General features: G+C 56.5%; 25 protein-coding genes and 1 pseudogene. 9 read left to right on the top strand and 17 right to left on the bottom strand.

Annotation, left to right across the window (positions count from 1 at the left end; genetic code table 11):
• Positions 1-54 precede the first annotated feature (54 nt).
• From ACR0BU_RS11855 to ACR0BU_RS11825, 7 genes are all read right to left on the bottom strand, one after another.
• Complete coding sequence (locus tag ACR0BU_RS11855; protein ID WP_480737376.1) at positions 55-2472, bottom strand: aerobic carbon-monoxide dehydrogenase large subunit; 2418 nt, start codon at positions 2470-2472, stop codon at positions 55-57.
• Entirely contained in the window at positions 2469-2963 is a 495-nt protein-coding gene (locus tag ACR0BU_RS11850; protein WP_170667693.1) for a (2Fe-2S)-binding protein, read from the bottom strand. The genes ACR0BU_RS11855 and ACR0BU_RS11850 overlap by 4 nt, the downstream gene beginning before the upstream one ends.
• A gap of 12 nt (positions 2964-2975) precedes the next feature.
• Positions 2976-3809 (bottom strand): FAD binding domain-containing protein, encoded by an 834-nt coding sequence (locus ACR0BU_RS11845; protein ID WP_298937894.1) that lies wholly within the window; start codon positions 3807-3809, stop codon positions 2976-2978.
• A 140-nt stretch (positions 3810-3949) separates the two neighbouring features.
• The gene (locus tag ACR0BU_RS11840; protein WP_480737378.1) at positions 3950-5053 is read right to left on the bottom strand and encodes an MHYT domain-containing protein; all 1104 of its coding nucleotides are present in this window, start codon (positions 5051-5053) and stop codon (positions 3950-3952) included.
• A gap of 83 nt (positions 5054-5136) precedes the next feature.
• Positions 5137-6624, bottom strand: coding sequence for a heme biosynthesis protein HemY (locus ACR0BU_RS11835; protein WP_298937892.1), 1488 nt, complete (start codon positions 6622-6624; stop codon positions 5137-5139).
• A 10-nt stretch (positions 6625-6634) separates the two neighbouring features.
• Entirely contained in the window at positions 6635-7885 is a 1251-nt protein-coding gene (locus ACR0BU_RS11830; RefSeq protein ID WP_480737379.1) for a COG4223 family protein, read from the bottom strand.
• 54 nt (positions 7886-7939) lie between these two features.
• Positions 7940-8653, bottom strand: a complete 714-nt coding sequence (locus ACR0BU_RS11825; protein ID WP_480737381.1) for a uroporphyrinogen-III synthase — start codon at positions 8651-8653, stop codon at positions 7940-7942.
• Between the two features lie 98 nt (positions 8654-8751).
• On the opposite strand from ACR0BU_RS11825, the gene tsaD reads away from it, so the two are divergent.
• Genes tsaD through ACR0BU_RS11805 form a run of 4 tightly spaced genes read left to right on the top strand, consistent with a single transcriptional unit; the run spans position 8752 to position 11498 of the window.
• On the top strand, positions 8752-9849 hold the full coding sequence (gene tsaD, locus ACR0BU_RS11820; protein WP_480737383.1) for a tRNA (adenosine(37)-N6)-threonylcarbamoyltransferase complex transferase subunit TsaD: 1098 nt from the start codon (positions 8752-8754) through the stop codon (positions 9847-9849).
• Positions 9846-10805, top strand: a complete 960-nt coding sequence (locus ACR0BU_RS11815) for an NAD(P)H-dependent glycerol-3-phosphate dehydrogenase (protein WP_480737385.1) — start codon at positions 9846-9848, stop codon at positions 10803-10805. Before tsaD ends, ACR0BU_RS11815 begins: the two co-directional genes overlap by 4 nt.
• 1 nt (position 10806) lies before the next feature.
• Complete coding sequence (locus tag ACR0BU_RS11810; RefSeq protein WP_298937888.1) at positions 10807-11076, top strand: YciI family protein; 270 nt, start codon at positions 10807-10809, stop codon at positions 11074-11076.
• Positions 11076-11498 (top strand): EVE domain-containing protein, encoded by a 423-nt coding sequence (locus ACR0BU_RS11805; protein ID WP_298937887.1) that lies wholly within the window; start codon positions 11076-11078, stop codon positions 11496-11498. The genes ACR0BU_RS11810 and ACR0BU_RS11805 overlap by 1 nt, the downstream gene beginning before the upstream one ends.
• Before the next feature lie 215 nt (positions 11499-11713).
• Here ACR0BU_RS11805 and ACR0BU_RS11800 read toward each other — a convergent pair whose 3' ends face one another.
• Positions 11714-12055 (bottom strand): DUF2853 family protein, encoded by a 342-nt coding sequence (locus ACR0BU_RS11800; RefSeq protein WP_298937886.1) that lies wholly within the window; start codon positions 12053-12055, stop codon positions 11714-11716.
• Between the two features lie 200 nt (positions 12056-12255).
• Between ACR0BU_RS11800 and ACR0BU_RS11795 the strand changes: the two genes are divergently transcribed.
• Positions 12256-12903, top strand: a complete 648-nt coding sequence (locus ACR0BU_RS11795; RefSeq protein ID WP_480737387.1) for a DUF899 family protein — start codon at positions 12256-12258, stop codon at positions 12901-12903.
• Positions 12904-12962: 59 nt separating this feature from the next.
• Here the strand turns inward: ACR0BU_RS11795 and ahcY are convergent, their stop codons facing one another.
• Both ahcY and ACR0BU_RS11785 read right to left on the bottom strand, forming a co-directional pair.
• Positions 12963-14351, bottom strand: coding sequence for an adenosylhomocysteinase (gene ahcY / locus ACR0BU_RS11790; RefSeq protein ID WP_298937884.1), 1389 nt, complete (start codon positions 14349-14351; stop codon positions 12963-12965).
• Positions 14352-14453: 102 nt separating this feature from the next.
• The gene (locus ACR0BU_RS11785; RefSeq protein WP_298937883.1) at positions 14454-14768 is read right to left on the bottom strand and encodes a hypothetical protein; all 315 of its coding nucleotides are present in this window, start codon (positions 14766-14768) and stop codon (positions 14454-14456) included.
• A 208-nt stretch (positions 14769-14976) separates the two neighbouring features.
• Here ACR0BU_RS11785 and ACR0BU_RS11780 point away from each other — a divergent pair, with 208 nt between their 5' ends.
• The gene (locus ACR0BU_RS11780; protein WP_480737388.1) at positions 14977-15570 is read left to right on the top strand and encodes an HD domain-containing protein; all 594 of its coding nucleotides are present in this window, start codon (positions 14977-14979) and stop codon (positions 15568-15570) included.
• A 105-nt stretch (positions 15571-15675) separates the two neighbouring features.
• Here ACR0BU_RS11780 and ACR0BU_RS11775 read toward each other — a convergent pair whose 3' ends face one another.
• The 4 genes and pseudogenes from ACR0BU_RS11775 to ACR0BU_RS11760 all read right to left on the bottom strand — a co-directional run.
• Positions 15676-16200, bottom strand: coding sequence for a GNAT family N-acetyltransferase (locus ACR0BU_RS11775; protein ID WP_299081250.1), 525 nt, complete (start codon positions 16198-16200; stop codon positions 15676-15678).
• A gap of 245 nt (positions 16201-16445) precedes the next feature.
• Complete coding sequence (locus ACR0BU_RS11770; RefSeq protein WP_480737390.1) at positions 16446-16709, bottom strand: GNAT family N-acetyltransferase; 264 nt, start codon at positions 16707-16709, stop codon at positions 16446-16448.
• A gap of 66 nt (positions 16710-16775) precedes the next feature.
• A complete protein-coding gene (locus ACR0BU_RS11765; protein WP_480737571.1) occupies positions 16776-16910 on the bottom strand; it encodes a hypothetical protein in 135 nt (44 codons plus the stop codon).
• 36 nt (positions 16911-16946) lie between these two features.
• Positions 16947-17150, bottom strand: a pseudogene (locus tag ACR0BU_RS11760) (YjhX family toxin); the annotation flags it as partial.
• Between the two features lie 718 nt (positions 17151-17868).
• Between ACR0BU_RS11760 and ACR0BU_RS11755 the strand changes: the two are divergent.
• Positions 17869-19929, top strand: a complete 2061-nt coding sequence (locus ACR0BU_RS11755) for an adenylate/guanylate cyclase domain-containing protein (protein WP_299081244.1) — start codon at positions 17869-17871, stop codon at positions 19927-19929.
• 429 nt (positions 19930-20358) lie between these two features.
• Here the strand turns inward: ACR0BU_RS11755 and ACR0BU_RS11750 are convergent, their stop codons facing one another.
• The 3 genes from ACR0BU_RS11750 to ACR0BU_RS11740 form a co-directional block, all read right to left on the bottom strand.
• On the bottom strand, positions 20359-21510 hold the full coding sequence (locus ACR0BU_RS11750; RefSeq protein ID WP_480737392.1) for a CapA family protein: 1152 nt from the start codon (positions 21508-21510) through the stop codon (positions 20359-20361).
• Positions 21511-21820: 310 nt separating this feature from the next.
• Positions 21821-22375, bottom strand: coding sequence for an ActR/PrrA/RegA family redox response regulator transcription factor (locus ACR0BU_RS11745; protein ID WP_050604676.1), 555 nt, complete (start codon positions 22373-22375; stop codon positions 21821-21823).
• Between the two features lie 86 nt (positions 22376-22461).
• Positions 22462-23082: an SCO family protein gene (locus ACR0BU_RS11740; RefSeq protein WP_480737393.1), complete on the bottom strand. Its 621-nt coding sequence runs from the start codon at positions 23080-23082 to the stop codon at positions 22462-22464.
• 90 nt (positions 23083-23172) lie between these two features.
• On the opposite strand from ACR0BU_RS11740, the gene regB reads away from it, so the two are divergent.
• Positions 23173-24570: a sensor histidine kinase RegB gene (regB, locus tag ACR0BU_RS11735; protein WP_298935846.1), complete on the top strand. Its 1398-nt coding sequence runs from the start codon at positions 23173-23175 to the stop codon at positions 24568-24570.
• A 66-nt stretch (positions 24571-24636) separates the two neighbouring features.
• On the top strand, positions 24637-26145 hold the full coding sequence (locus ACR0BU_RS11730; RefSeq protein ID WP_480737394.1) for a PAS-domain containing protein: 1509 nt from the start codon (positions 24637-24639) through the stop codon (positions 26143-26145).
• The last annotated feature ends 8 nt before the right edge of the window (positions 26146-26153 follow it).

Genomic DNA, 26153 nt, shown 5'->3' with positions numbered 1-26153 from the left:
GGGGGTAGAACCCCCTCCGTTCGGTCGGACCGGCGACAGCCGGTTCGAAACCGATTAGCCGTGCATCCCCAGGCCGTTGGCAATCTTCCAGATCCGCCAATGATCATGCGGCATGTGGCTCTGAACCAAACCAAATGGGCGGAAGGCATCATGCACCGCATTCGAAAACGCAGGTACACCGCCCACGTTCGGGCTTTCCCCCACACCCTTCGCCCCAATCGGATGATGCGGAGACGGCGTCACCGTGTGATCGGTGGTATAATTTGGCGTCTCCCACGCGGTTGGAATGAAGAAATCCATCAGCGTCGCGGTCTTGACGTTGCCCATCTCGTCATAGGCAATCTCCTGCCCCATCGCGATGGCCAGTGCCTCAGTCACGCCACCATGGACCTGCCCTTCGATGATCATCGGGTTGATCCGCGTGCCGCAATCGTCAAGCGCATAGAACTGCCGGACATCCCACTCGCCGGTATCAACATCGATCTCCATGACACAGATATAGGCCCCAAACGGATAGGTCATATTCGGCGGGTCATAATAGCTGACGGCCTCCAGACCGGGTTCCAGCCCCGGTATGGCCTGATTGTAAGCGGCGAAGGCGATTTCCTTCATGGTCTTGAACCGTTCGGGCGCGCCTTTGACAGCAAAGCGATCCACATCCCACTCAACGTCGTTGTCGTGAACTTCCAGCAAATAGGCCGCGATCATCTGTGCCTTGGCGCGGATTTTCCGCGCAGCCATTGCCGTTGCAGCCCCCGCGACCGGAGTAGATCTCGACCCGTAAGTCCCAAGCCCATAAGGCGCGGTATCGGTGTCGCCTTCCTCCAGCGTGATGTCATCGGCGGGCAGGCCGATCTCACTGGCGATGATCTGGGCAAAGGTCGTGGCGTGGCCCTGGCCTTGGCTGATCGTGCCCAGGCGCGCGATGGCCGACCCGGTTGGATGGATGCGGATCTCGCATGAATCGAACATACCCAGCCCAAGGATATCGCAGTTCTTCACTGGTCCAGCGCCGACGATCTCGGTGAAATGCGTCAGACCGATGCCCAGCAGCTTGCGGGTCTTGCCAGCTTTGAAATCCTCAATCCGCTGCGCTTGCTCGGCCCGCAGGCCTTCATAGTCAACCGCCTTCAGCGCCTTGTCCCAAGCGGTATGGTAATCGCCCGAGTCATACTCCCAGCCCAGCGCGGATTGATACGGGAACTGATCTGCCCTGATGAAATTGATCCGGCGCAGCTCGGCCGCGTCCATGTTCAACTTGATGGCCAGAACCTCGATCATACGCTCGATGAAATAGGCGGCTTCGGTCACCCGGAAGGAGCAACGATAAGCCACGCCGCCCGGAGCCTTGTTGGTATAGACCCCATCCACAGCTAGATAAGCGGTCGGGATGTCATAAGACCCGGTGCAGATATTCATGAACCCTGCCGGGAACTTGGTCGGGTCGGCGCAGGCGTCAAACCCCCCGTGATCCGCCGTCGTATGACACCAAAGCCCGGTGATCTTGCCGTCTTTGGTCGCCGCGATCTTGCCCTGCATCCAGTAGTCGCGGGCAAAGGCGGTGGACATCAGGTTCTCCATCCGGTCCTCGACCCATTTCACCGGCTGGCCGGTAACAATCGAGGCCACGACTGAGCAGACGTATCCTGCATATGCGCCGACTTTGTTGCCGAAGCCCCCGCCAATATCCGGGCTGATCACCCGGATATTATGCTCGGCGATGCCCGAGATCAGCGAGACAACAGTCCGGATCGCATGAGGTGCCTGAAATGTGCCATACAGCGTCAGCTTGCCGGTCACTTTGTCCATCGACGCGACGCAGCCGCAGGTCTCCAGCGGGCACGGATGGGTGCGGTGATAATAGACCATCTCTTCGGCGACCACGTCGGCCTCTGCCAGAATGGCTTCGGTGGCTTCCTTGTCACCCTGTTCCCAGGTGAAGATGTGGTTGTGATGCTTGCGCGGTCCGTGCGCGCCCTCGGTCTGCCCTTCAAGGTCTTCACGCAGGACAACATCGGATTTCAGTGCCTCGAACGGGTCGGTCAGAACTGGCAGTTCTTCATAGTCAACCTCGACCAGTTCCACCGCATCCGCAGCGATGTAACGATCTTCGGCGACGACATAGGCGACCTCCTGGCCCTGAAACAGGACCTTGCCATCGGCGAGCACCATCTGCTTGTCACCGGCCAGCGTCGGCATCCAATGCAGACCCAGCGGCGACAGATCTTCGGCGGTCAGAACGGCGATCACACCGGGCAGCGCCAGTGCCGCCTCTTTGTTCACGCTTTTCACGCGCGCATGGGCATAGGGAGATCGAACAAAGTCGCCAAACAGCATCCCGTCCAGCTTGATGTCGTCGACATAGTTTCCTTTGCCTTGGGTAAAGCGCACGTCCTCGACGCGCTTGCGCGAGCTTCCCATACCCTTGAGGTTGGCGGCGCGTTCTTCGGGGGTCAGAGTCTGGTCGTTCATTCCGCAGCCTCCTTCTGAGCGTTCAGCATGTCGGCCGAGGCCGAGATTGCCTTAACGATGTTCTGGTATCCGGTGCAGCGGCACAGGTTTCCCGCCATGCCAAAGCGAATGTCTTCTTCGGACGGGTTCGGATTTTCCTGCAACAGGCGGTGTGCGCGGGTGATCATACCCGGAGTGCAAAAGCCGCATTGCAGCCCGTGATGTTCGCGGAACATCTCTTGCAGCACACCAAGGCTGCCATCGTCATTTGTAAGCCCTTCGACGGTAGTGACATCGGCCCCGTTCACCTGAGCCACAAAGGTGGTGCAGGATTTGACCGACTTGCCATCGATATCCACGGTGCAGGCCCCACAATGGCTGGTTTCACAGCCAATATGCGGCCCAGTGATTTTCAGATCTTCCCGCAGGAAGTGAATAAGCAATGTGCGCGGTTCCGCGAGGCCTTCGACCTGCTTGCCGTTCACGGTGAGTTTTACGTGCATTTTAGACATGGTTTACTCCCCTCAGCTCGCGCGGCTTTGAGCGCGAGCGATGGCGCGGCGCAGCATCACGGCGGCCACATGTTTCTTGAACTCGACGGGGCCACGATTGTCGGCCACAGGGTCAATGGCGTCCAGCATGGCCGCCACGCAGCCGTCGACATCGCCATCCGCCAATGCTGCGCTGGCACTTTCGGACCAGACTGGTGTGTCAGCCAGATTGGTCATCGCGACAGAGGCTTGACCGTTTCCAACCATCACCGCCGCTGCAGCGGTTGCATAATCCCCGATCTTGCGTTTTTGCTTTTCATAAGCCTGACCAACACCTGCACCGGGCACGGGGATCGTGATACGTGTTAGGATTTCTTCATCCTCACGTGCTGTGAAGTAAGCCGCCTCATAGAACTCGCGCGCAGCAACGCTGCGGGTGCCATCGGGGCCCGACAATTCAAAGGTCGCGTTCAGACATTGCATCAGCCCTGGCATGTCGTTGCCCGGATCGCCGTTGGCCACGTTGCCACCAATAGTCCCGACATAGCGCACCTGAGGATCTGCAATCTGTAAAGCGGCCTCGCGGATCAAGGGAATGGCTGATCCCAGACCGTCATGGGTGATCAACTCGTGCTGCGTGACCATCGCGCCCAAAGTGACCGTATCAGCACCAACGTTGACGCCCTTCAGTTCGTTGATCGCTTGCAGGTCGACAAGATGACCCATCTCGGCCATGCGCAGTTTCATCATCGGGATCAGGCTGTGCCCGCCCGCGATTACGCGCGCCTCATCTCCATACTCCTGCAAAATGCCGATGGCCGAGGCGATGTCGCCTGGCCGGTGATACTCGAAACCGGCTGGTATCATAGTTTTCCTCCCTGGGTCCGGACATTGTGCCTTGGGGGACCTGGGATAAGAAAAGCGGCTGTGGCGTTAACCTCGCCAGCAGGCGGGAACGGAGCGCGCCGTCTGTTTCACGAAATGCGAATGAGCTGCACGAACGACGATCACAACCCCAGCGCGTCACGGATATCCGCCAAGCGGGAACGGCTGACGGGGACCTTGGTCAACGCATCGATACCATCGAAATAGCAGGTCCCGTTGTCCTTGTGCCGCTCAAAACTGGACACGTGTTTTGGGTTCACCAAATAGCTGCGATGCGCCCTGAGAAAGCCATCGGGTTTCAGGCGGGCCTCAGCCTCGGTTATCGACCATGGGCAAAACAGTTTCTCTGCGTCCATGTACAGAATAGTGTAATGTCCTTCGGCCCGGATCGCTGCGATCTTTCCGGGCGCGGAGAAAAACGTCTGGCCCTCGCGTTCGAACGGAATGCCCGCGCGGGGAAGAGTGACCTGGGGATCGGGAATAGGGTCCGGGGCGCTGGGCACTGGTGCGACCTCTGCCTCGGGCCCGATGAAGGTAATCCCAGTCAGAAGAAAGGCACCGCAGATCAGAAACACGGAAACCGTGACACCCATGGCCAGCACCTGATTGTTGAGCGCCGGTCCTGCACCCCCTGCATTTTCGCTGGCGACAAAATCGGTCAGCCCGGTGGCAACGAAATGCATGGTGAATACGGCCAAGCCGAAACACACCGTGCCCAGCAGGATGTTACGCTGGGTCCGGTTGTCATAGGCGACCCAGATCGCAAGCACCGACAGAACCACCGACGCCATGGCTGCAATCACTACGTCCAGCGCATTGTAAACCGGGCGACATAGCTGCATCCCTGCCATGCCCACATAGTGCATTACCACAATGCCCAGACCCACAATAACCCCCGCCCCGACGATCGTGCGCATTGTTCGCGGACGGAAATGCAGCAACAGCAACGCCAAACCCACCATCAGGATCGCAACCAATGCCGAAATCAGCGTGATCAGGGCGTCGTAATAAAACAGGATCGGCAACTGCAGGCCCAGCATCGCTACGAAGTGCATCGACCAGATACCGCCGCCCAGTACAACGGCTGCAAGTGCTACGATGAATTTGCGGCGCTGGTTGTCCAGTTTGGACGCGCCATGTGTCAGATATAGGCCTGTAAACCCGGCCATCAGCGCCACGGCCAAAGAGGCCGCCACCAGCCAGGCGTTATGCGAGTAATCCAGCATTAGGGTTTGCGCGCCCTCCCCGACGCGAGGCTGACGTTAGCAAACAGATTCGGTTGGGACAATCGCCTGCCGAAACAGAAAGATCAGGCCTGTTTTTCGGCCTGACCCTCGACCGGCTCCACATCAAGCTCGATCACCTCGGCGCTGTCGGATTGTTCGGGCTCTGAAATCTCGACCGAATCAGACTGATCTTCAAGCGCGCCAACAATCAGCGGAAGCATATGAACCCCGGTCGCACTGGCGATTTCAGGGGATTGGGGTGTCTGCCAACTCAGCGTATCGAAACTGTGGCAATTCTGGCAGACAGGTCCCCATTCGACCTGAATGTCATGACAATTGTCGCACACCCATTGTGGGCCGCGCGGCGCGTTCAGCGCCTTGGCCAGCCACCCCTGAACTACGGCGTCCGAGGAACCCTCGCCCCGCTCAATCGCGGCCATCAACGTATACCCACGCGCGTCAGCCTGTTTTTCGACAACATCGCCCAATGCGCGGCGTGCCTCGGGAAAGTCCTCGGCCACTATGTTCAACTCGGCCAGAATCAGGCGGGTTTCCATGTTTTCGGGATGGACCCGCGTTAAAGCAGTGAACCGTTTTATCCGATCCTGCGGAGATTCATCCGGGGCGATCTCGGCAAAAGCATGCGCCAAATCGGGATGCGGTTGAACCTCCCAGGCCTTCTTAAGGATCTTGGTGGCCGGGCGCGATTTGCCTTTTTCGATGTAAGCCCGCGCGGCCATTGCGGCAGCGGGTACCAGATCGGGCGACAGGCGGTTGGCCTCGATTGCATATTCCTGCTGTTCGACGCTGGCGGTCTCATCCAAAACATCCTTTGCTTCGGACAGGGCCAAAACGGCATCCCGGCGTTTGAACACATCACGCGGCAGGTATCCGGCCTTCAACTTCGAGGTCAAAGTCGATCGCGCCCCGGCCCAGTCCTGCGCCTTGGTCTGCAGGTTCAACAAAACATCCTGCGTTTCTTCGTGGCGCGGTTTGATCGCCAGGGCCTTTTCGGCCAGCTTGCGGGCGGTTTCGTCATCCCCCTCGGCCAGCTTCTGTTTCATGATACCACGCACGCCGACAAATCGGGTTGCGTTGTTTGTGACGAGTTTCTTGTAGGTCTCGGACGCCTTTTCGGTGTTTCCGGTCATTTCAGCCGCTTGCGCCACAAGCAGATTGGTCAGTTCAGGCTTGTTAAGCAGTTTTTCGGCCTTGTTGGCCTTGGTCATGGCCACACGCCCTTCACCCGAAGCCAACGCCATCAACCCATCCGCAAGCGCCTGATAGCCACGCTGTTCGCGACTGCGATCGAAATAGCGGGACAAGGCTGTCTCATCACCATTAAGGAATTTGAGTGTCGCGATCAGTAGGCTGAGCAGTTTGAAGAACAACCAAACAGCAAAAACCAGCAGGCCCAGCGCAATAACCGACTGTAACGGTCCCAGGGTGAACTCGGTGCCGGCGACCGTAATCTGCACGCCGCCACTGGTTTGCATCAGGAAATGACCCCCAAGGGCCAGCAGTCCGATAATCGCTACAAAGACAAGGATCTTAAACAATGACCACAGCATGGCAGGTCCTTCAATTCGAGTTCAGGCTTGAAGCAAGCGTGTTTGCGGCATCTACGGCGGACACCCGCGTCTGGGCTGCCTGCTCCCAATCAGCCATCGCTGTCTGCGCCGCTTCGGGCAGGGATTTTAGTTCACTCAGCACCTTGGACAGATCTCCGTCGGCCAATGCCGCCTGCGCGCGCGACAGGATTGCATCGGGGCTGTCCCCGTCCTGCGGTGTCACCGAACGCGCGCCGGTTTGACGCTGCAGGAAGGCAATCAGGCCTGTACCCTTATCCGCATCCCGTGCATCCGAAAGTGCCGAACGCGCCGCCGGTGCAAACGAGGCACGCAGATCTGAAAGCGTTTGCACGCCCTTCACTGCGGGCGTCGACAATGCGTCAGGTACTTCCACGCCACCCGTCTTCAGTTCGGTAATTAGCTCGGCATAAGGCTGACCGGCATCCAATTGACCATGCAAGCGCGACAGGATGGCGGCATTGGTCGCCGCGAGGGCCTGGGCTGAGGCTTTGGCTTCCAATGCCTGCGCGTCTGAGACCATCTTTTCCACTTCGCTGCGTTGTGCAGCCAGTGAATCGCGCAGTTTTTCCAATTCAGCCTCAAAGGCTTTAGTGGCTTCTGGCGAAACATTTGCTTCAATCGGATTTTTCTCAAGATCAGACAGCCTGTCACCCAAGGGTCCAACTTGTCCGCTTAGGCTGTCCACACTGGACTTCACCGCGTTCAGATCATTTTCAACCGGCGTCAGCTTGTCAGCAAGCGCCTTGAGCTGATCTGACAGGCCCGAGACATCCGGACCGTCGGATATTGTTTTTGAAAGCTTGGCAATCTGCTCCGACTGATCGGTCAGCTTGGTCTCAAGCGCCGCGATGGCATCGGAATTGCCGGAATCCGAGGGCAAAAACCCACCGTTGCCAACCACATATCCGATCCCAGCGGCAATCACACCGCCAATCAGCGCAGGAACAAACCCACCGCGTTTTTCAACAACGCGTTCAACAGTCTTTTCTTCTGCGGAAGGCGCTTCGGCTTCGGCTTCGGCTTCGGCTTCGGCTTCGGCTTCGGCTTCGGCTTCGGCTTCGGCTTCGGCTTCGGCTTCGGCTTCGGCTTCGGCTTCGGAAGTCAGCTCTTGCTCGGCGTCAGCCGGGTCAAGACTTGTATCTTCGGGTTCAACGTTGGATTCGGCATCCGTATTCTCGGCCACAACATCCGATTTAGGCTCTTCCACCGGCTCCTGATCGGTTTTTTTCTTAGCAGCCACCGTCAAATTCCCCTTATCGAATCCGAAATCACCAAAACTGAAGACTGTGCCAAGTTAGTCCGCACCCGGCTCACCCTCAACCCGCATCGCATGTTTCACAAGCTTTTTGACGGCTTTACGCATTTTCTTGGGTGTCGGCTCTTTCGTAACCTTCAGTCGCTCATATCCTAAGTTTTTAAGGGGTTCAGCCGTTGCTTCGCTAATGGCGGCGAGCAGCAATGGGGCTGGTCCGTCCCAAACGTCGGCAAATTGTCGCGCGGTGCGGGGCGAGAAAATCGGCGCGATAACAGTATTTTCCCCTGCCGCGGCACCAAGGGCTTCATCGGTCAAGGGCAATAGACGCTGTTGATAGATCGGCTGCTCCAGCGTGGTTACGCCCAGCTCAGTCAGTCTTTCAGCGACATTGCCGCGGCTGTGTTCGCCGCGCAGATGCAACAACGGGCTATTCGGCCTGATTTGTAATAACGCCGCCACCAGCTCTTCCGCCGTTCCACCAGCCATATGCGCCTGCCAGCCGGCCCTGTTGGCGGTGTCTGTGGTGGTCGACCCGACGCAATATGCAGGCAGATCGCGGGTGACACCCAGCGAGACCGCCGCGTTCACGCCATTGGCTGATGAAAATATCAAGCCCCGCATGCCGTGTGTCACCACCTGCGTGGCCAACGGTCTGATGTCCAGCAAGGGCGAATGGATGACCGTAACCCGTGATCTGGTGCGGGTCGGCAGGTGCGCGACAAACCTTTCCGAGGCGGCGCGAGGGCGGGTCATCAACAAATACAATGGGCGGCGCCTTCGGCCTTGAGGATTGTTTGCGTCCGCGCAGGGTGTTACCCCGCTTGGCAATCATGATGCAACGGATCAGGCCTATGGTGCAAACACTTACCGTCCTTGGATTGGAGAGCAGCTGCGATGACACAGCGGCCGCAATCGTGCGCCAAACCGAGGGAGCGCAGGCCGAGATTCTGTCCTCGATCGTTCATGGCCAGACCGAGTTGCACAGCGCATTTGGCGGTGTCGTTCCCGAAATCGCAGCGCGGGCGCATGCGGAAAAGCTGGATGTCTGCGTGGTACAGGCGCTGGAAAAGGCTGACATGGCCCTCAGCGACATCGACGCCATAGCCGTGACCGCCGGGCCGGGGCTGATCGGCGGGGTCATTTCCGGTGTGATGTGCGCAAAAGGGCTTAGCGCAGCGACCGGACTGCCCCTGATCGGCGTCAATCATCTGGCTGGTCACGCGCTGACGCCGCGTCTGACCGACGGAATTGCCTTTCCTTATCTGATGTTGCTCGTCTCTGGCGGGCACTGCCAATACCTGATTGCGCACAGCCCCGAAGACTTCACCCGATTGGGTGGGACGATTGACGATGCGCCCGGTGAAGCCTTCGACAAAACCGCGCGCCTTCTGGGTCTGCCGCAACCCGGCGGACCTTCCGTCGAAGCTGAGGCGAAGTTGGGCGATCCCAAGCGGTTCCGATTTCCGCGCCCACTACTGGATCGCCCAGGATGTGATCTGTCATTTTCCGGCCTGAAAACCGCGCTGATGCGGACACGAGATCAGATTGTCGCCGAAAAGGGCGGGTTGACCCGACAGGATCGGGCCGATCTGTGCGCTGGGTTTCAACAAGCTGTTGTCGACACGCTGGCCGAAAAAACCCGCCGGGCTATCGCCCTTTATCTTCAACAAGATCCGGATGACCCGGTCGTCGCCGTCGCAGGAGGGGTCGCTGCAAACTCAGCCATACGAACCGTGTTAGAGACGGTTTGTGCTGAGTTTGGCGCACGCTTCACCGCGCCGCCACTTGCCTTGTGCACCGACAACGCAGCGATGATCGCCTATGCGGGTCTTGAGCGGTTTCGCGGCGGTGCCAGCGATGGGTTGGATCTGATGGCCCGACCGCGCTGGCCGCTGGACCAATCCAGCCCTGCCATGCTGGGCAGCGGGAAAAAAGGCGCAAAGGCATGAGCGTATCGATCCTTGGCGCAGGTGCGTTTGGCACGGCTTTAGCCATCTCACTGGCCCATAAAGGGCCTGTTACACTGTGGTCTCGTGACGCCGAGCAGACCAGGCGCATGCAGGGGGCTCGCGAAAACACCCGCCTTCCCGGTGTTGCCTTGCCCACCGAAATCAACGCCACCTCTGATATCGATCACGCGGCGCAAGGCGATGTCCTGCTTTTGGCTGTTCCGATGCAGCAGCTTCGCGCGGTTCTGACCCGATATGCGTCTGCGTTGGGGGGCAAGACGCTGGTCGCGTGTTGCAAGGGCATTGAATTGGCATCGGGAATGGGGCCGGTTTCGGTCATTGCGCAGACGATCCCCGACGCGCAACCTGCTTTGTTGACCGGCCCAAGCTTTGCTGATGATATTGCCCGGGGTCTTCCGACGGCCCTTACGCTTGCATGCTCCGAAGCCGGGCTGGGGCACGCCCTGCAAAACGAACTCACCACCGCCAATCTGCGCCTTTACCGCACCACCGATACCGTTGGGGCAGAGCTGGGTGGCGCGTTGAAGAATGTGATGGCGATAGGCTGCGGTGCAAGCATTGGTGCGGGCCTTGGCGACAGCGCCCGTGCAGCGCTTATCACCCGTGGCTTTGCCGAAATGCAGCGCTTTGCTGCCCTGCGCGGCGGTCAGCCAGAAACACTGATGGGGTTGTCAGGGCTGGGTGATCTTGTACTGACCTGCTCATCCGACTTGTCGCGCAACTACCGGTATGGCCTGTCCCTTGGGCAAAAACAGACATTTGATGCATCGACCACCGTTGAAGGCGTCGCGACGGCGCGGGCTTTGGCCGACATTGCCGCCGCTGAAGGGCTGGACATGCCAATCAGCACAACAGTGGCGGAACTCAGCAGTGGCGCCTACAGTGTGACCGAGGCGATTCAATCGCTGCTCAATCGCCCGCTCAAGGAGGAATAATATGCTGATCGCCCTGATCGCCCGCGACAAGGCTGGCGCCCTGCAAACCCGATTGGACAACCGGTCTGCCCATCTGGCCTATATCGAAGAAACCGGAGTCGTTGCGCAAGCTGGTCCCCTGCTGGATGGTGATGCAATGATCGGCTCGCTGATTGTTCTTGATGTGGATGATCTGGCCGCAGCGCAACTCTGGGCGGACAATGACCCCTACGCAAAGGCTGGCTTGTTTGACTCGGTCGAACTGATTGCGTGGAAGAAGGTGGTTGGCTGATGGCGTATTGGTTGTTCAAATCCGAACCTTCGACCTGGAGCTGGGATCAGCAAGTCGCCAAAGGCGACGTCGGCGAGGAATGGGACGGCGTGCGCAACTATCAGGCGCGCAATTTCATGCGCCAGATGAACGTAGGGGACTGGGGGTTTTTCTACCATTCCCAGAAAGACAAAGCGATCGTCGGAATTGTCGAGGTTTGTGCCGAAGCCCATCCAGACAGCACCACAGATGACGAACGTTGGGAATGCGTGGACATCAAAGCCATACGCCCTTTCACAGCTGCCGTGACGCTGGATCAGATCAAAGCAGATGAGCGTTTGTCTGAAATGGTTTTGGTCAGAAACTCGCGCCTGTCCGTTCAGCCTGTCAGCGACGCAGAGTGGGTGATTGTCTGTGGGATTGGGCAAACACAGGCGGATTGAAAAAGGGAAGGCCCTGACGACGCAGAACCTTCCCTACCCCACGTGCTCCCTACTCACCACACGTGTATAGAATATGCTGGTTCTGACCGTCCTGGTCACAACCTGACCTTACCCGGTTCACTGTGCCTCGTTCAAACTGCAAGTGCTTAAACTAAAGCTAAAATACAAAACACCCGCCGGTGACCGACGGGTGCCTCCTTGGTGTTGAAACGGGATTAACTGTAGACCGACTCTTTGCCGAAATGCTTGATCAGCATGTAGTAAACGACGGCGCGATACTTGTTGCGCTCTGACATGCCATAGGTTTCCATGGCTTTCTTGATTGCTGCCATAAGTTCGGGCCCATCGGACAGCCCCAGTTTTTTGATGAGGAAGTTGTTCTTGACGGTTTCCAGCTCCGACTCCTGGCTCGCTGCGACGGTCGCCGCGTCTGCATTGTAGATGGCCGGACCGCATCCGATTGTAACCTTGGTCAGCAGGTCCATATCCGCGGTCATGCCACATTTGTTTTTCAAATCTTCAGCATATTTGGCGATAAGTTCGTCGCGTTTACCCATAAATCACTCTCCCTGTTTGCAGTCTTGGCTGCGTTTTTGAAATTCCTGAAAAGGTGCCAGCAGGTTAAACAGAAGAGATCTTCAGACAAAGGGAAAAATTTCCGTCATTCCCCGTAAGCAAAGCCTAGCCGGAACCTAGGTTGATTTTTGGCATGTTATTAATTAACTTAAATGTTAAATTATAAAATCAGGAGAGGACCGTGACCGTTTCCCTGCCAAATGAAAGCCCCGAATATAGGACCGCTCGCAACAGCCTGCTTGCAGCCGAAGCAGATCTGAGGGCACAGATCGAAAACGTCGCCAACCTGCGGCGTGATCTACCCAAAGGCGGTAGGGTTCCACGCGACTATGAGTTTCGCACTCTGCAAGGAGGTGCGGCATCGATGTCATCTCTGTTCGGATCACACGATACGCTGGCTATCTACTCACTGATGTACGGGTCGCAGGCGGAATCGCCCTGCCCCATGTGTTCAGCCTTTCTGGACGGGTTGAACGGCCAGATTGCGCATCTTTCTAGAAAAATCGCCTTTGCGGTTGTCGCAGAAAACGCGCCCGAGAAGCTGACCAATCTCAAAACCCAGATGGGCTGGACAGAGCTGCCTCTTTTTTCTGCGCTCGGAACAGATTATCAGCGCGACTACCTGGCCGAGGCGGAAGACGGAAGCCAACTTCCGATCTTGAACGTCTTTCAACGGGATGAGTACGGTATCCATCACTTTTGGAGCTCTGAGTTGTTTTTTCAACCCAGCGACTGGCACCCGCGTCATGTAGATGCCGCATGGCCGCTTTGGAACATTCTGGATTTTACGCCTCAAGGTCGCGGAGATTTCATCCCACCCCTGCGCTGATATCCCAAGAAAAACGGCGGCCAATCTGGCCGCCGTCTCAAACATGATTTGCCAAGTAATCAGTAACGATAATGCTCGGGCTTGTAGGGGCCTTCGGGCTTCACGCCGATATAAGCGGCTTGCTCGCTGTCCATCTGGGTCAGTTTCACGCCGATGCGGTCCAGATGCAGGCGCGCGACCTTCTCGTCCAGATGCTTGGGCAGGATGTAGACGTCGTTATTGTACTCATCACCCTTGGTGAACAGCTCAATCTGAGCCAGAACCTGGTTGGTGAAGGAGGCCGACATCACAAAGGACGGGTGGCCTGTGGCGTTGCCGAGGTTCAACAAGCGGCCTTCGGATAGCAGGATCATGCGGTTGCCCGAAGGCATCTCGATCATGTCGACCTGTTCCTTGATATTGGTCCATTTGTGGTTTTTCAGGTTGGCCACCTGAATTTCATTGTCGAAGTGACCAATGTTGCCAACGATGGCCATGTCCTTCATCTCGCGCATATGCTCGATGCGGATCACGTCCTTGTTGCCTGTGGTGGTGATGAAGATGTCAGCGCTTGCGACTTCGTCTTCCAGAATCACAACTTCGAACCCGTCCATAGCAGCCTGAAGCGCGCAGATCGGGTCAACTTCGGTCACTTTCACACGGGCACCCGCGCCGCGCAGCGAAGCGGCCGATCCTTTGCCCACATCCCCATAACCACAAACCACGGCGACCTTACCGGCCATCATGGTGTCGGTGGCGCGGCGGATGCCGTCGACCAGCGATTCCTTACAGCCGTATTTGTTGTCGAATTTCGACTTGGTGACCGAATCGTTCACGTTGATTGCCGGGAACGGCAGCTGGCCTTCTTTGACCAGTTGATACAGGCGGTTCACACCGGTGGTGGTTTCTTCGGAGACACCTTGAATCTGACCACGCATCTTGGTGAACCAGCCAGGCGATGCCGCCATACGTTTGGCGATCTGCTTCTTGATGGCTTCTTCTTCTTCCGAACCCGGAACCGGGATGATGTCTTCACCCGCTTCGGCACGCGCACCCAGAAGGATATACAGCGTCGCATCGCCGCCATCGTCCAGGATCATGTTGGGGCCGTCTTCGAACAGGAAGGATTTGTCCAGATAATCCCAATGCTCTTCCAGCGTCTGACCCTTGATCGCAAAGACCGGCACACCTGCCGCTGCAATCGCCGCTGCCGCGTGGTCCTGGGTAGAGAAGATGTTGCAAGAAGCCCAGCGCACATCCGCGCCCAGCGCAACCAGCGTTTCTATCAGAACGGCTGTCTGGATCGTCATATGCAACGAACCAACGATGCGCGCGCCTTTCAACGGTTTACTTTCACCGTATTCTGCGCGCAGGGACATCAGGCCCGGCATCTCTGTTTCGGCAATATCCAGTTCCTTGCGGCCGAACTCGGCCAGCGAAATGTCCTTAACGATATAGTCCCCGGCCATCAGGTTCTCCACTCCGGTAAATAATTGTCCGGGCTGCCCCTAGCACTCCTTGGGGCAGGTGGCAACGTGGTAGACTGGAAACGAGCGATGGTGCCGTTAAATTTAGCTGGGTGTCCCCTCAGCCTTGATCTTGGGGATCGCTTCAAAAAAATCCGTGCCAACGGCAACAATACAGCTCAGGCCGTTCGCGTGGGTCACCAGAACGGTGTAACTTCCCGTTTCCTTCGAGGTCCAGACCTCCATGACCGATTGTGCGCCACGTGATTTCTGCAAACCGCCAAAGACCAGCTCTTCCGCGTAGCTGTCCTGCAGCTTGGTAATCACATGCTCGCGCTCTGCACAATTCTGGGCAAAGGCGGGCGGGGCAGTAGCGGCCATTCCAAATGTCAGGGCAATTGCAAACAAACGCTTGAACATGACAAGCTCCTTTCGATACGAGTTTCGTTTCGAGAGGGGCACACACTGGGAGGAGTATGCACCCCCCTCAGTCCATAATATCGGGATCGTATCGCGCCGTTTCAAAGCACGAATGCTCAAGAAAAAGTTGGCAGCAAGTGATCCAGACAGGTACATCCTACCACAAAAGGGCGTATTTAATGTGTCCGACTTCACAAGGCATGGCATAATGGCAACACAACCCAGAGCGTGGCAGAGGATGCTGTCAGGCCGCAGGCTGGACCTGCTGGACCCAACCCCGGTGGATATTGAGATCGAAGATATCGCCCACGGGCTGGCTTTTGTCGCCCGCTGGAACGGGCAAACACAGGGGGACTTTGCCTATTCCGTGGCCGAGCACTCCTTGCTGGTCGAAGAGCTTTTTGGCCGGATTGCACCCAAAACCTCAATAAAATGGCGGCTCGCGGCCTTGTTACACGACGCGCCGGAATATGTGATCGGCGATATGATCTCTCCGGTGAAATCCGCCGTAGGACCAGGGTACGGAGCGCTGGATGACCGGCTGGCGGCGGCCATTCACATCCGGTTTGGCCTACCCGCCGCAGTTCCCGCCACGGTCAAACGCCAAATCAAAAAAGCCGACAAGATCAGCGCCTGGATGGAGGCGACGCAAATCGCCGGATTCTCTGAGACAGAGGCCAGCAAGTTCTTTGGTCGCCCAGACAAGGCGGTTATTGACGGGTTAAAGATCAGGCTGCGCCCGCCGGTAGAGGTGCGGCAAGCGTATACGCAGCGGCATTTGAAGCTGATATCGTCGCTATGAATGGGTCGGAGTGATCAAACGGCCGCTTCGAGCCCTACACGACCAATGCAGCTTGACGTGCGAATGGCAGCTTGTTCGATCGGGTCGCCATCAAAGCGAAATCTACTACGTTCCTTTAGTGTGCTCGTGCGCGAGAATGCCCATGATCCAGTCGTCGTACCAAGTGCCACTGATCCACGCTGCTTCGCGCTCCGTGCCTTCATGGACAAAACCGCAAGAAGCGTAGCAACGAATAGCGCGTTTGTTGAATGACAACACCCGAAGGTCGACGCGATGCAGCCCCATGTCTCCAAAAGCATGATCAAGGGCAAGACGAACTGCTTTTCGCCCGATACCACGCCCAAGATGCTCTTCAGCAAATAGCCCAATTGCCAAGCGCGCGCGTTTGTCCTCCCTATCCAAACTGTGCAACCTCACCTGCCCGACAGGGCCGCCATCGCAGATAATGATCTTGGCAAAGGGGTGACCGCGCAACCATTCGAGCCACCGTTTTGATCGGTCCAGATCGGGTTTGGGCAAGCTTGTTGTTTCACCACCATACATTCGGACAATCTCTGCTACAGGCGGATACGAGAAATGCACCTGTGCGTCCGCATCAATTGGATCGCGCAGCTTTATGATGGAACCCACTGTCTCAATTTTCTAAACCTCGCCCAAAAATCCAGTCTAAATCCAGCTTATCAGTTCGAAACATGAACTCAATCTGAACCGGACACTCGAAAATTTGCGGCGAAAGGCAGCAGTTCCCGCCTTACGGTCATAGGCAGACCTTACAGCAAAGGTCCGGATCAGAGCCTTAGTGCTTGATGCTGCACAGTGGACGAATGTCGGCAAAGGATGCCCTCCGCCGCGTTGCTTGCAGAGTGCTTTTCTTTTTAGAGAGCCTTTCGGAAGACCACTTTATCGTCCCCGTCGGCCCAGAAGTCGCGGATGCGGGCCTCTTCCTCGTAACCATTTTTGGCATAGAACTTACGTGTAAGCGCGAAGTCATCAGAGCCGGATGTGTCTACGATCAAGATGCGCTGCCCCTTGCCTTTCAAGTGCTGCTCCGCCGCCCGGAGCAGTGCAGCCCCGAGACGTTTGCCTTGCAGGTCGGGACGTACCGCTAGTGCCAGCGTATTCCAGGTTCCATCTGCCAAATCTTCGGGGACCGTTTAGCACAGGCCGACAGCCTCACCGTCTTGATGGCACGTCAGCCAGAGGGCTTATGTTTCGCCTTTCAATGCCGGTGCAAGCATGTAGGGAAGCAACGTACTTGGGAAAAGCTCGGTGCCGTCCAGTACGGTTTTTAGCCCCGGGATATCGTCCGAAGACGTTGGATTGATTGTCGGTTTTTTCATTTCCTGAATGTCCTTATCGGTTGAGTATTGGGGGTTCACGGAGCGAATGCCAAGCCGTGTAGCGCGGTAGGGTTGTCCATTTTCCGATTTGATGAACCGCCGCTTCCTCAGACGGTCCAAGAGCTTCAGCGAGCAATCAGCCAAGACATGGCCTTTGCGTGTTAAATAGAGAATTTCGCGCACTTTGGCGTTCGTCGTACGCTCAAATTGGATAGCTCCACCTTGCGCCAGAACGTGCAAAATACGCTATTCGTGCGTTGAGATATTCAATGAATTGTCTCTTGATCTTATGTAAACTAAATGGGCTTCCGGTCTCTTGCGCGGAAGTCTTTTGGTTCAGGTCGGTCCGATCAGGTGAACCTTAGCGTGCCGCAATCGTAGACATTAAGTCTCCTTCGCTCTGCTTAAATGCGGCGAGCAGTCGTGAGGTGATGCTGTGCGTGGCTTTTGGCAAGCTGACACAAAAAATATTTCAACGAACGGCAGAAAAAGTCAGCCGATCACATATCAATGTCAGTCGCAGTATGTGTCACCTCGGGTTCATTGGGGTCATTAGAGCATTCTCAGCATATTTTACTTTCTGGTTCGAAACCTTCCGCCGACGACCCAAACCTGTCATTCGAAACCGTATCGCAATTCTGCGGTCGCCGTCCGCATAGCCGTCATCGGCACCTTCGAAGTGCTGCGCTGACTATCAACGTCCGCTCCCGGGGAAGCTGCATCGCAGCGACGCTGATCGTTACTGACGGCTTTGGGCCGCACGTTCACTTGCGCGCAGTGTCTGGCAAAATCGCAAAGGCCAGCTTCAGCAGTCAAGGTTCAAGCGCTCGCTTCAACACAGTCCTTTGCTTCTACCTAACAGTTGTGTGAGATTTCGGGATAGGGTCTAAGAAAGCTTTGCCCTCCTAGCAGTCTCAATTCAATACTGAAGCGTATGAGTTTTTTGGCGGAGATTTAAGTGCGATTTAGCGTGGGCATCGCTGTGTCAATTCTGGTGGCCGTATCCATCGGGGTGTCGACCTTTATTGTCCATTCCCTATGGTGGACGACTGCGCGCGACAATAGCCGCATGCTTGCGGCTGAAATCAACGGCCAGATCGCGAACACTGTCCGCATCGAGGTGGGGGTGACGCTCAGATCGGCCGAAGCCGCCTGGGCCGCCGTTCGTACAATCTTTGTTCAGAACGTCATCGCGACGCGACAGGCCGACAAGCGCGAGTTTGTTTTTCTGTCACAATTGCAGGCGCAGCCGAATATCTCTTGGATGTTCTTTGGCTGGCCCGATGGCAATTTTTTCGCGTCGCACCGTCTAGGTGACGGCGGGCTTGAGATGATTGAAATCGACAAGGGAATCCGGGACCGAATGCTGCGTAAGGATCGCTACATCTTTATCCCCGGTGACATTCAGTTCGAGGAGCGGACCTTTACCGAAACATCCTATGATCCGCGCGAACATGCCTGGTTTGAAAACTTCATGGGGCTCAGCTCTGCGGGGTGGATCGAAGCGCGCGACCTTCCGGATAGTGACAAAACCGTCTACGCCTTTGCTGGTCCGATCGACGTCAACCGAAGGCGGCAAGGTGTTCTGGCCGTTGCAATCGAAACGGATCGTTTGTCACGTTTTCTCGCCACGCTTGTTCCCGGCGAATTCGGCGCGGCATTTATACTGAATGCTGACGGCAAAGTTATTGCGGTACCTGATGCAGAAGCGGATGAGATTACACCGGCGCGCATGGGCGAAGGGAGGCTTTATGAAGTTGCCATGATCTCAGGCGAAAGGTTGTTGGCAGACCCCCAAGCGAATGCTCCGGGCACGTTGACGAAACGTGTCGTCATCGACGGCGTGCCTTATGCGGTGGCGCTGACGCCACTGGGGTTTTACGGCTGGCGCGTTGCCACGGTCATACCCGAAGCGGCGTTTCTGTCGGGCATCGATGAAACGCTGATAGACCTGATATACGTTTTGATCGGTGTGGTGGTGGTCGCAACCGGGCTGGCGATCTGGCTGATCCGAAGCATTGTCGCAAATCCGTTGGCGCGCATCGCCGAAGATCTTGGCAAAATCGAACGCTTTGACGTCGAACGCATTGCGCGCAGACCCTCCAAACTGTCTGAGCTTGCCAATCTTTCTGCGGCAACCGCGAGCATGGCCGCTGGTTTGTCCGCTTTCCGAAAATACGTGCCCACCGATCTCGTGCGTATGCTGGTTGCTGAGGGCATCAAAATACAGCCGGGCGGAGAAATGAAGCAGATATCTGTGTTGTTTTGCGATGTTACGGGTTTCACTGGGCTGTCCGAAAAACTTGGCCCAAAGATTGTCCAGCTGATGGAGCCCTTCTTCAGCGCGGCCTCTGCGGCCATTACTCAAAATGGTGGGACGATCGACAAGTTTATTGGCGATGCCGTAATGGCGTTTTGGGGGGCGCCGCGTAAAGATGCTAACCACGCTGAAAACGCCTGCCGCGCAGCGCTGGACCTTGTCGCTGCCGTGGCCGCGTCCGGAATCGAAGATGAAGCCGGCAACCCTTTGCGCGTCAGGATCGGGTTGAACAGCGGCGAGGCTCTGGTCGGAAATATCGGATCAGAGCAACGGTTGAACTACACCGCGATCGGTGATGTCGTGAACGTTGCCAGCCGGTTGGAAGGGGCTAACAAAGACTATGGAACGCTAATCTTGATCGGGCCGGAAACGAGGCGACAGGCAGCCGACGCAATCGTGGTCCGCGAGTTGGACACGCTTACCGTGTTTGGACGTGTTGAAGAGCTGGTGGTCTACGAACTGATCGCGATGGCGGATGGGCGTGACGAACCATTTGCCTGGATAGAGGCTTATGAACAGGGTCTTGCACATTATCGGGCAGGGCGGTTTGAAAACGCTGTTGCCGCATTCGCGGCTGCAGACCGGGCGCGAAACGGAGACCCCGCCTCAGCCGCCATGATGGCCCGCGCCCAAGATCTGTTAGACAGGCCACCAAAGGAAGACTGGCGTGCCGTTACAAGCACCAATAAGAACCAGTAGGTAACATCCGTTTAAGTTATGGGGCTTCGGGCTTTCACGGACAGGCGACTTGCAAATGGCTCGCATGAGCGTCAGTGATTTGGGCGGCGTTTCGGGAAAGTCCGACAAGTTTCGCTTTGTGTGAGTTTAGCATGCCGGGCAATTCGCAGTTGCAGCGAATGTCGGAAAGCAGGTGTGACCGCAGCAAAGTTACACTTGATCGAGTGTCCGGTTTGGGCCGGAAGTTTTCACTTATCCGAAGAAGTTTTGAGCTCGGCTTTGTCCTGCATAGCAGACTTTGCTGATAGTTTCTCATCAAGCGCTAGATTTGCTAACTACAATTCCGGCAAGACCGCGGACACAACAGTAGAGCCAATCAAGTTTCGGTGCGGCAGGCCAATGACAACGACAATTCAAGCCAAATTGCCGGAAGCGAAGCTGAAATGCTGATCAGCTGGCCGCTCGCTCCACTTTCTGAGCAATGCGCCCCTCGACCTCGTGGGCCCGCCAGCGAACCGGCGTTGCCTTGAGGTTTGTGATCGCCGTCTTACCCTGGGATTTTTGCACTTCGATCTGAAGGATTTTGCTGGTGGCGATATGCTCATGGGAAAAGCCCCACAGCAGACTTCCCAGTGAATAGGCAATGGGTACGATCCGGCTGCTGTCCGACTTTGATTTATAAAGCTGAATAGGTTGGGCGACATGCGGGTGATGGCAAACAATGATATCGGCTCCGAAATCGGCCAATTCTTCGGCTGCTTTTTGCTGCGCGCGGCGCGGGAACAGTTCGAACTCATGACCCCAGTGGATGATCGCTATGGTCAGATCACAGTTGGCCGCTTTGGCGTTAGATATCTGTGTCTTGAGCAGAGCCATATCCGGTGCTTCGTGTTTTGACGTCAGCTTTGCAAGATTGACGCTGTAGGGTTGGCCTTCCGGCAGCGATTGGCCATTGGTGCCAAACGCACAGGATGCAAAGCCCAGCTTTATGCCGTTTCGTTCAATTGATTTAACCGCACTTATCTCAGACTCAGTTTCATTCACGCCGACTTGCAGGATATTTCTTTGCTTCAACGCGGTCAGAGTGGTTTCCAACCCCTCAACACCCATGTCGAAGATATGGTTGTTCGCCAGGTTCAAAACATCAAAGACCTTCCCGTTGTGGCTGGTCAGGGCATCGAACTGATCTTCGGACGCACATTCAACTGGCGGGCCGGCATCTCCGATCACTTCGTCCAACAGGGGCTGTGTCGTGACCGGAGATTCATAGTTGGCAATTACAACGTCATCTTGAAACAAAAGATCTTCGATCTGCGCGTAGACCTGATCCTGCGCGACCTCGGCCCGGTGGGTTCGCAATATGTCCCCGGCAAAACTCAACGTGACCGTCGTTGCGCTGTCATCGTTGGTGCGCTGTGACAACTGAGCGTCAGTGGATTGCATGAACTCTGAGGTTTCAAGCTCAGCCTCGGGCAGTTCGACGGGGTTTTTACACTTGTAGACCCAATACAGGTTGTCCAGCAGGTTCATCTCGGCGACATCACCTGCAGCGCCCTTGCGCGGATGTCGCCAAAACCCAAACGTCTCCGCAGCCTTCGTCACCAGCGAAACAATCCCCCTAAGGACGGGGTTCGAAATTTTCAGGGCATCGTAAGGGGTGTTTGGCAAAAGAGACACTTGGGGGTTCTCACTTTTTCTGTTGAGAGCGCTAGACTTGAGATGTTGCGGGCCATCAGCTCGCAGTGGTTAGCGCGATAGCACAAAACTGGTTAACAAAACGACTTTCAATACCCGAGTGGCAGCAAATCATTGGGTTACAAGCAACAAAGGCACGGTCGTGACTGACCGTGCCTAACGAAATCTGGGGTTTCAGAGGGCCGGTCCGGTGCGTACACCGACGGGCCAAAACCACTTACCGCGGGCTGCGCTTGGCCAAGATCCGCTGCAGGGTCCGGCGGTGCATATTCAAACGCCGCGCCGTTTCGCTGACATTGCGATCACACAGCTCATAAACGCGCTGGATATGTTCCCAGCGGACGCGATCCGCGCTCATGGGGTTTTCCGGCGGCGGTGGCAGCTCATCGCCCTTGGCCAGTAGCGCGTTGGTGATATCGGTCGCATCTGCAGGTTTCGACAGATAGTCCGTCGCCCCGATCTTTACTGCCGCAACAGCGGTGGCAATCGCGCCATATCCGGTCAACACCACAACCCGGCTGTCCGGGCGCTTTTCGCGCAGTACCTCGACCACATCCAGGCCGTTGCCATCCTCTAACCGAAGATCGACAACCGCATAGGCGGGTGGGCGAGCTGTTGAAATTGCGCGGCCCGCGGCAACAGAGCCTGCGGTTTCCACTTCAAAGCCGCGTTTCTCCATGGCCTTGGCCAAACGTCTCAGAAACGGCTCATCATCATCTACCAACAGCAGCGATTTGTCAGGGCCAATATCAAGCTGAGAACTGTCTGCCATATGTGGGTCTTTCTGCTATTTCATGCCTTTGGCGTGAATATGAGTAATAGCAGCGCGGGAACAAAGGTCAAACCGATGTGTCACTGTTAGACCTGGTCCAGAAAGCAGCCCACCTTGTCAGCCATCTGCTCGGCCGTGTCTTCGCGCTTGAAAAACTCGAGGAATCCATGTTCGGGCGTGACCAGATAGGTGAAGGTGGAATGATCGACCAAGTAGTATTCGTCGCTTTTGTCATGTGCTTTGTAGTAGGTTTTATAGGCCTTGCTGGCCGCCTTGACCTGTTCCGGTGATCCGGTCAGCGCGATCATCCGCTCATGCAGGTTAAAGGCGTAGTCTCCGACGACCTCTGGCGTGTCGCGATCCGGGTCAATTGAGATGAAAAGCGGTGTCACAGATTGGCCGCGCTCGGCCAGAATGTCGATTGCCTCGGCATTGCGGGACATGTCGAACGGGCAGACGTCCGGGCAGAAGGTATAGCCAAAATAAACCAGCGTCGGTTCGGTGATGACTTCTTTGTCAGTGACCGTCTCGCCCTTGCCATTGACCAGTTCAAATGGTCCCCCAATTGCCGCTGTGCCACCTGCGATCTGGCTGGATCGGCATTGTGCGAACTGATCGTCTGACCCGCCACCCTGTGTCATAAGCCACATGGCGCCAAGGCCAACGGCAAGAACGACGGCAGCGAGTATAGCGTAAAGGCGGGTCATGATGAATATCCAGACGCAAGGGGTTGTTGATCGTTTCGGCCGGGACACCTATCAAGATGATCAGCCTATGCAACAGGACATAATGGACCAATGGCAGATTCCAACCAGACCTTTTGGCGCGGCCAGGAACGCAGCAGCTGGATTCGCCTGCGTACCCTGATCCTGCTGCGATGGGTGGCCATTATTGGCCAGTTCACAGCAATTACGGTGGCTCAACGGTATTATCACGTACAGCTGGAACTGGGCCTTTGCTATCTGGCCATCGGAATCTCGGTTATGGGCAACTTGACTGCCATCTTGCTGTTTCCACAGAACAAGCGCCTGTCCGAGTTTGAGAATTTCCTAATGGTGCTGTTTGACCTCTTGCAGCTTGCCATTCTTTTGTACCTGACGGGTGGGTTGAACAATCCGTTTGCATTGCTGCTGCTGGGTCCGGTGACAATCTCAGCCAACGTTATGAGCACCCGGTCCACATTGATTGTCGGCGGAGTTGCCATAATACTCACCACTTTGCTGGCCGAGTTTCATTTGCCATTGCGGACGGATCTAGGGCTTGTCCTGGACATTCCAGACATCCTTTTGTTCGGCAACTGGGCAGCAATCATCATCGCAATCGTCTTCATTGGCGCCTATTCGCATCGGGTCAGCACCGAAGTGCAATCGATGTCCGAGGCGCTTTCGGCCACGCATATGGCACTGGCGCGCGAGCAGAAACTGACGGATCTTGGTGGGGTTGTGGCCGCTGCCGCCCACGAGCTCGGCACCCCACTGGCAACGATCAAGCTCGCCAGCTCCGAGTTGATCGAAGAACTGGATGATCGCCCGGACCTCAAGGAAGATGCCGCCCTGATCCGCGAACAGGCCAATCGGTGCCGGGATATTCTGCGTGACATGGGCCGGGCTGGTAAGGACGATCTGCATCTGCGCCAAGCCCCCCTATCGACTGTCATTCACGAGGCGGCCGAGCCTCATATAGATCGGGGCAAGGTGGTTCACTTTACCGAAGGCCCCGCAGGGGACGGAGATGTGCAACATCCGTCGATCTTGCGAAAGCCTGAAATTATCCACGGGCTGCGCAATCTGATCCAGAATGCCGTGGATTTTGCCCGGGCCAATGTCTGGGTCGAGGCAGAATGGACACCCGATCTGATCACCATCAACATCATGGATGACGGGCGCGGATATCCTGCGCAGATGCTTGGCCGGATCGGAGATCCATTTGTCCGTCGCAGGCGGGCAGAATCCGATCAGCGCGCGCGTCCCGAATATGAGGGCATGGGTCTGGGATTGTTCATCGCCAAAACCTTGTTGGAACGCAGCGGGGCCGAGTTGGAATTCGCTAACGGTTCTGACCCTTATCAACATCTGTCAGACCATCGCGATCGCAAAGGGGCGATTGTAAGCGTGTCATGGCCTCGCAAACTGATTGATGCCCAGAAAGGTGACACACCCGTTCCGTCCGGCGTCAACCAGCACATTCAGGCGTAGATTAAGACACCGTTAACCAATCGTCGGCATAATCTGCCTTAGTTCCGTTCAGGTGTGGGGTGCGATATGGCCGACTGGATCATTCTGGCCGCGATCAGTCTTGTCTCTTGTTGCGTTGCCATACAATGGTTGCTGCCCCGTCGCGGACGCCGTGACGACAGCTATGGGTTGTTCACAAACTCGTCTCTGTTTGACACGGTGTTTTTGTTTGATGGCGACCGGTTGATAAGCCATTCAGATATCGCCCTTGCGGGGTTCGAGCGCGTTTCCGGGTGGGCCGATTTGCGGCGTCTTTTGCAGCGGGATTTCCCGACTTTTCCTGAAACACCAGAGGTCGTCCGCGATCAGGGTAATCTGGTCGTGTCTGCCATCGATTGCACGGTCGAACGTGAAGTTGTGTGCGAATGGATTGACGGAATCGTCCGTGTGCAGCTGCGCGAAACCCCTAAAGCAAAACACGCCGGGCTAAGGGATCCGAACGACCCCATCCGGCTGGCAATGGACCGGGCGCCCTACCCCGTTTGGTTGCTGACAAGCAGTAACAGGATTCGATGGTGCAATGCGGCCTATGTCGCTCTGGTGCGAAAGGCACGCGGTCTGGATGCTGATTTGACCGCACCGTTGTTTCCGGCACCTCAGGACGAGTCGCGTCCAGGTGGAAAGTCGCGCGTCTCCGTCGATGTTGCAGGAAGTAGTAGTAGGTTGTGGTTCGATTTGACTCAAATCGAGCATGATGAAGGACGCCTGTGCTACGCCGTCGACGTCAACGCCATTGTCCAGGCCGAAACAGCGCAGCGCAAATTCGTTCAGACAATGACCAAAACTTTTGCGCAGCTGTCGATTGGATTGGCTATCTTCGACCGCAACCGCCAACTGGCATTGTTCAATCCAGCCCTGATTGACCTGACAAGCCTGCCGCCCGATTTTCTAAGCTGCCGCCCCAGCCTCAGCAGCTTTTTTGACCGCTTGCGTGATCAGCACATGATGCCAGAGCCGAAGAACTATCGCAGCTGGCGCCGACAGATGAACGACCTGCTCGAGGCCGCAGAAGATGGCGAATATCAGGAAACCTGGTCCTTGCCATCCGGATCTGTCTATTCAGTCAGCGGCCGACCGCATCCGGATGGTGCCGTAGCCTTTTTGTTCGAAGATATTACGGCCGAGATTACTCTGACCCGCCGGTTCCGCTCTGAAATGGACCTGATGCAATCGATTCTGGACAAGCTGGCTGATGCCATCGCGGTCTTTGCGGATGATGGAACGCTGGCGCTGACAAACTATGCCTATCAAAAGCTTTGGGGCGACACGGGTGAGGTTGGTTTTCAGGCCGACACCGTGATGGCCGTGACGCGAAGCTGGCAGGATCGTTGCGTCGCAACGCCGATCTTGGGAGAAATCCGCGAGTTTGTCGAAATGCGCGATGATCGTGCTGAATGGACTGCCGAAATTCAGATGCGCAACGGGACCGCGTTGGACTGCACGGTGACACCAATGCAGAACGGTGCAACGATTGTGCGTTTTGCCATAGACACTAAGTTGCTCGACTCGCTCAGGACGCAGCAGATCAGCGCCTGAACCGGGTT

The sequence above is a fragment of the Ruegeria sp. CK2 genome, from assembly GCF_056536585.1.
The sequence above is the reverse complement of the archived record's forward strand: the minus strand, read 5'-3'. Positions and strand labels throughout refer to the sequence as shown.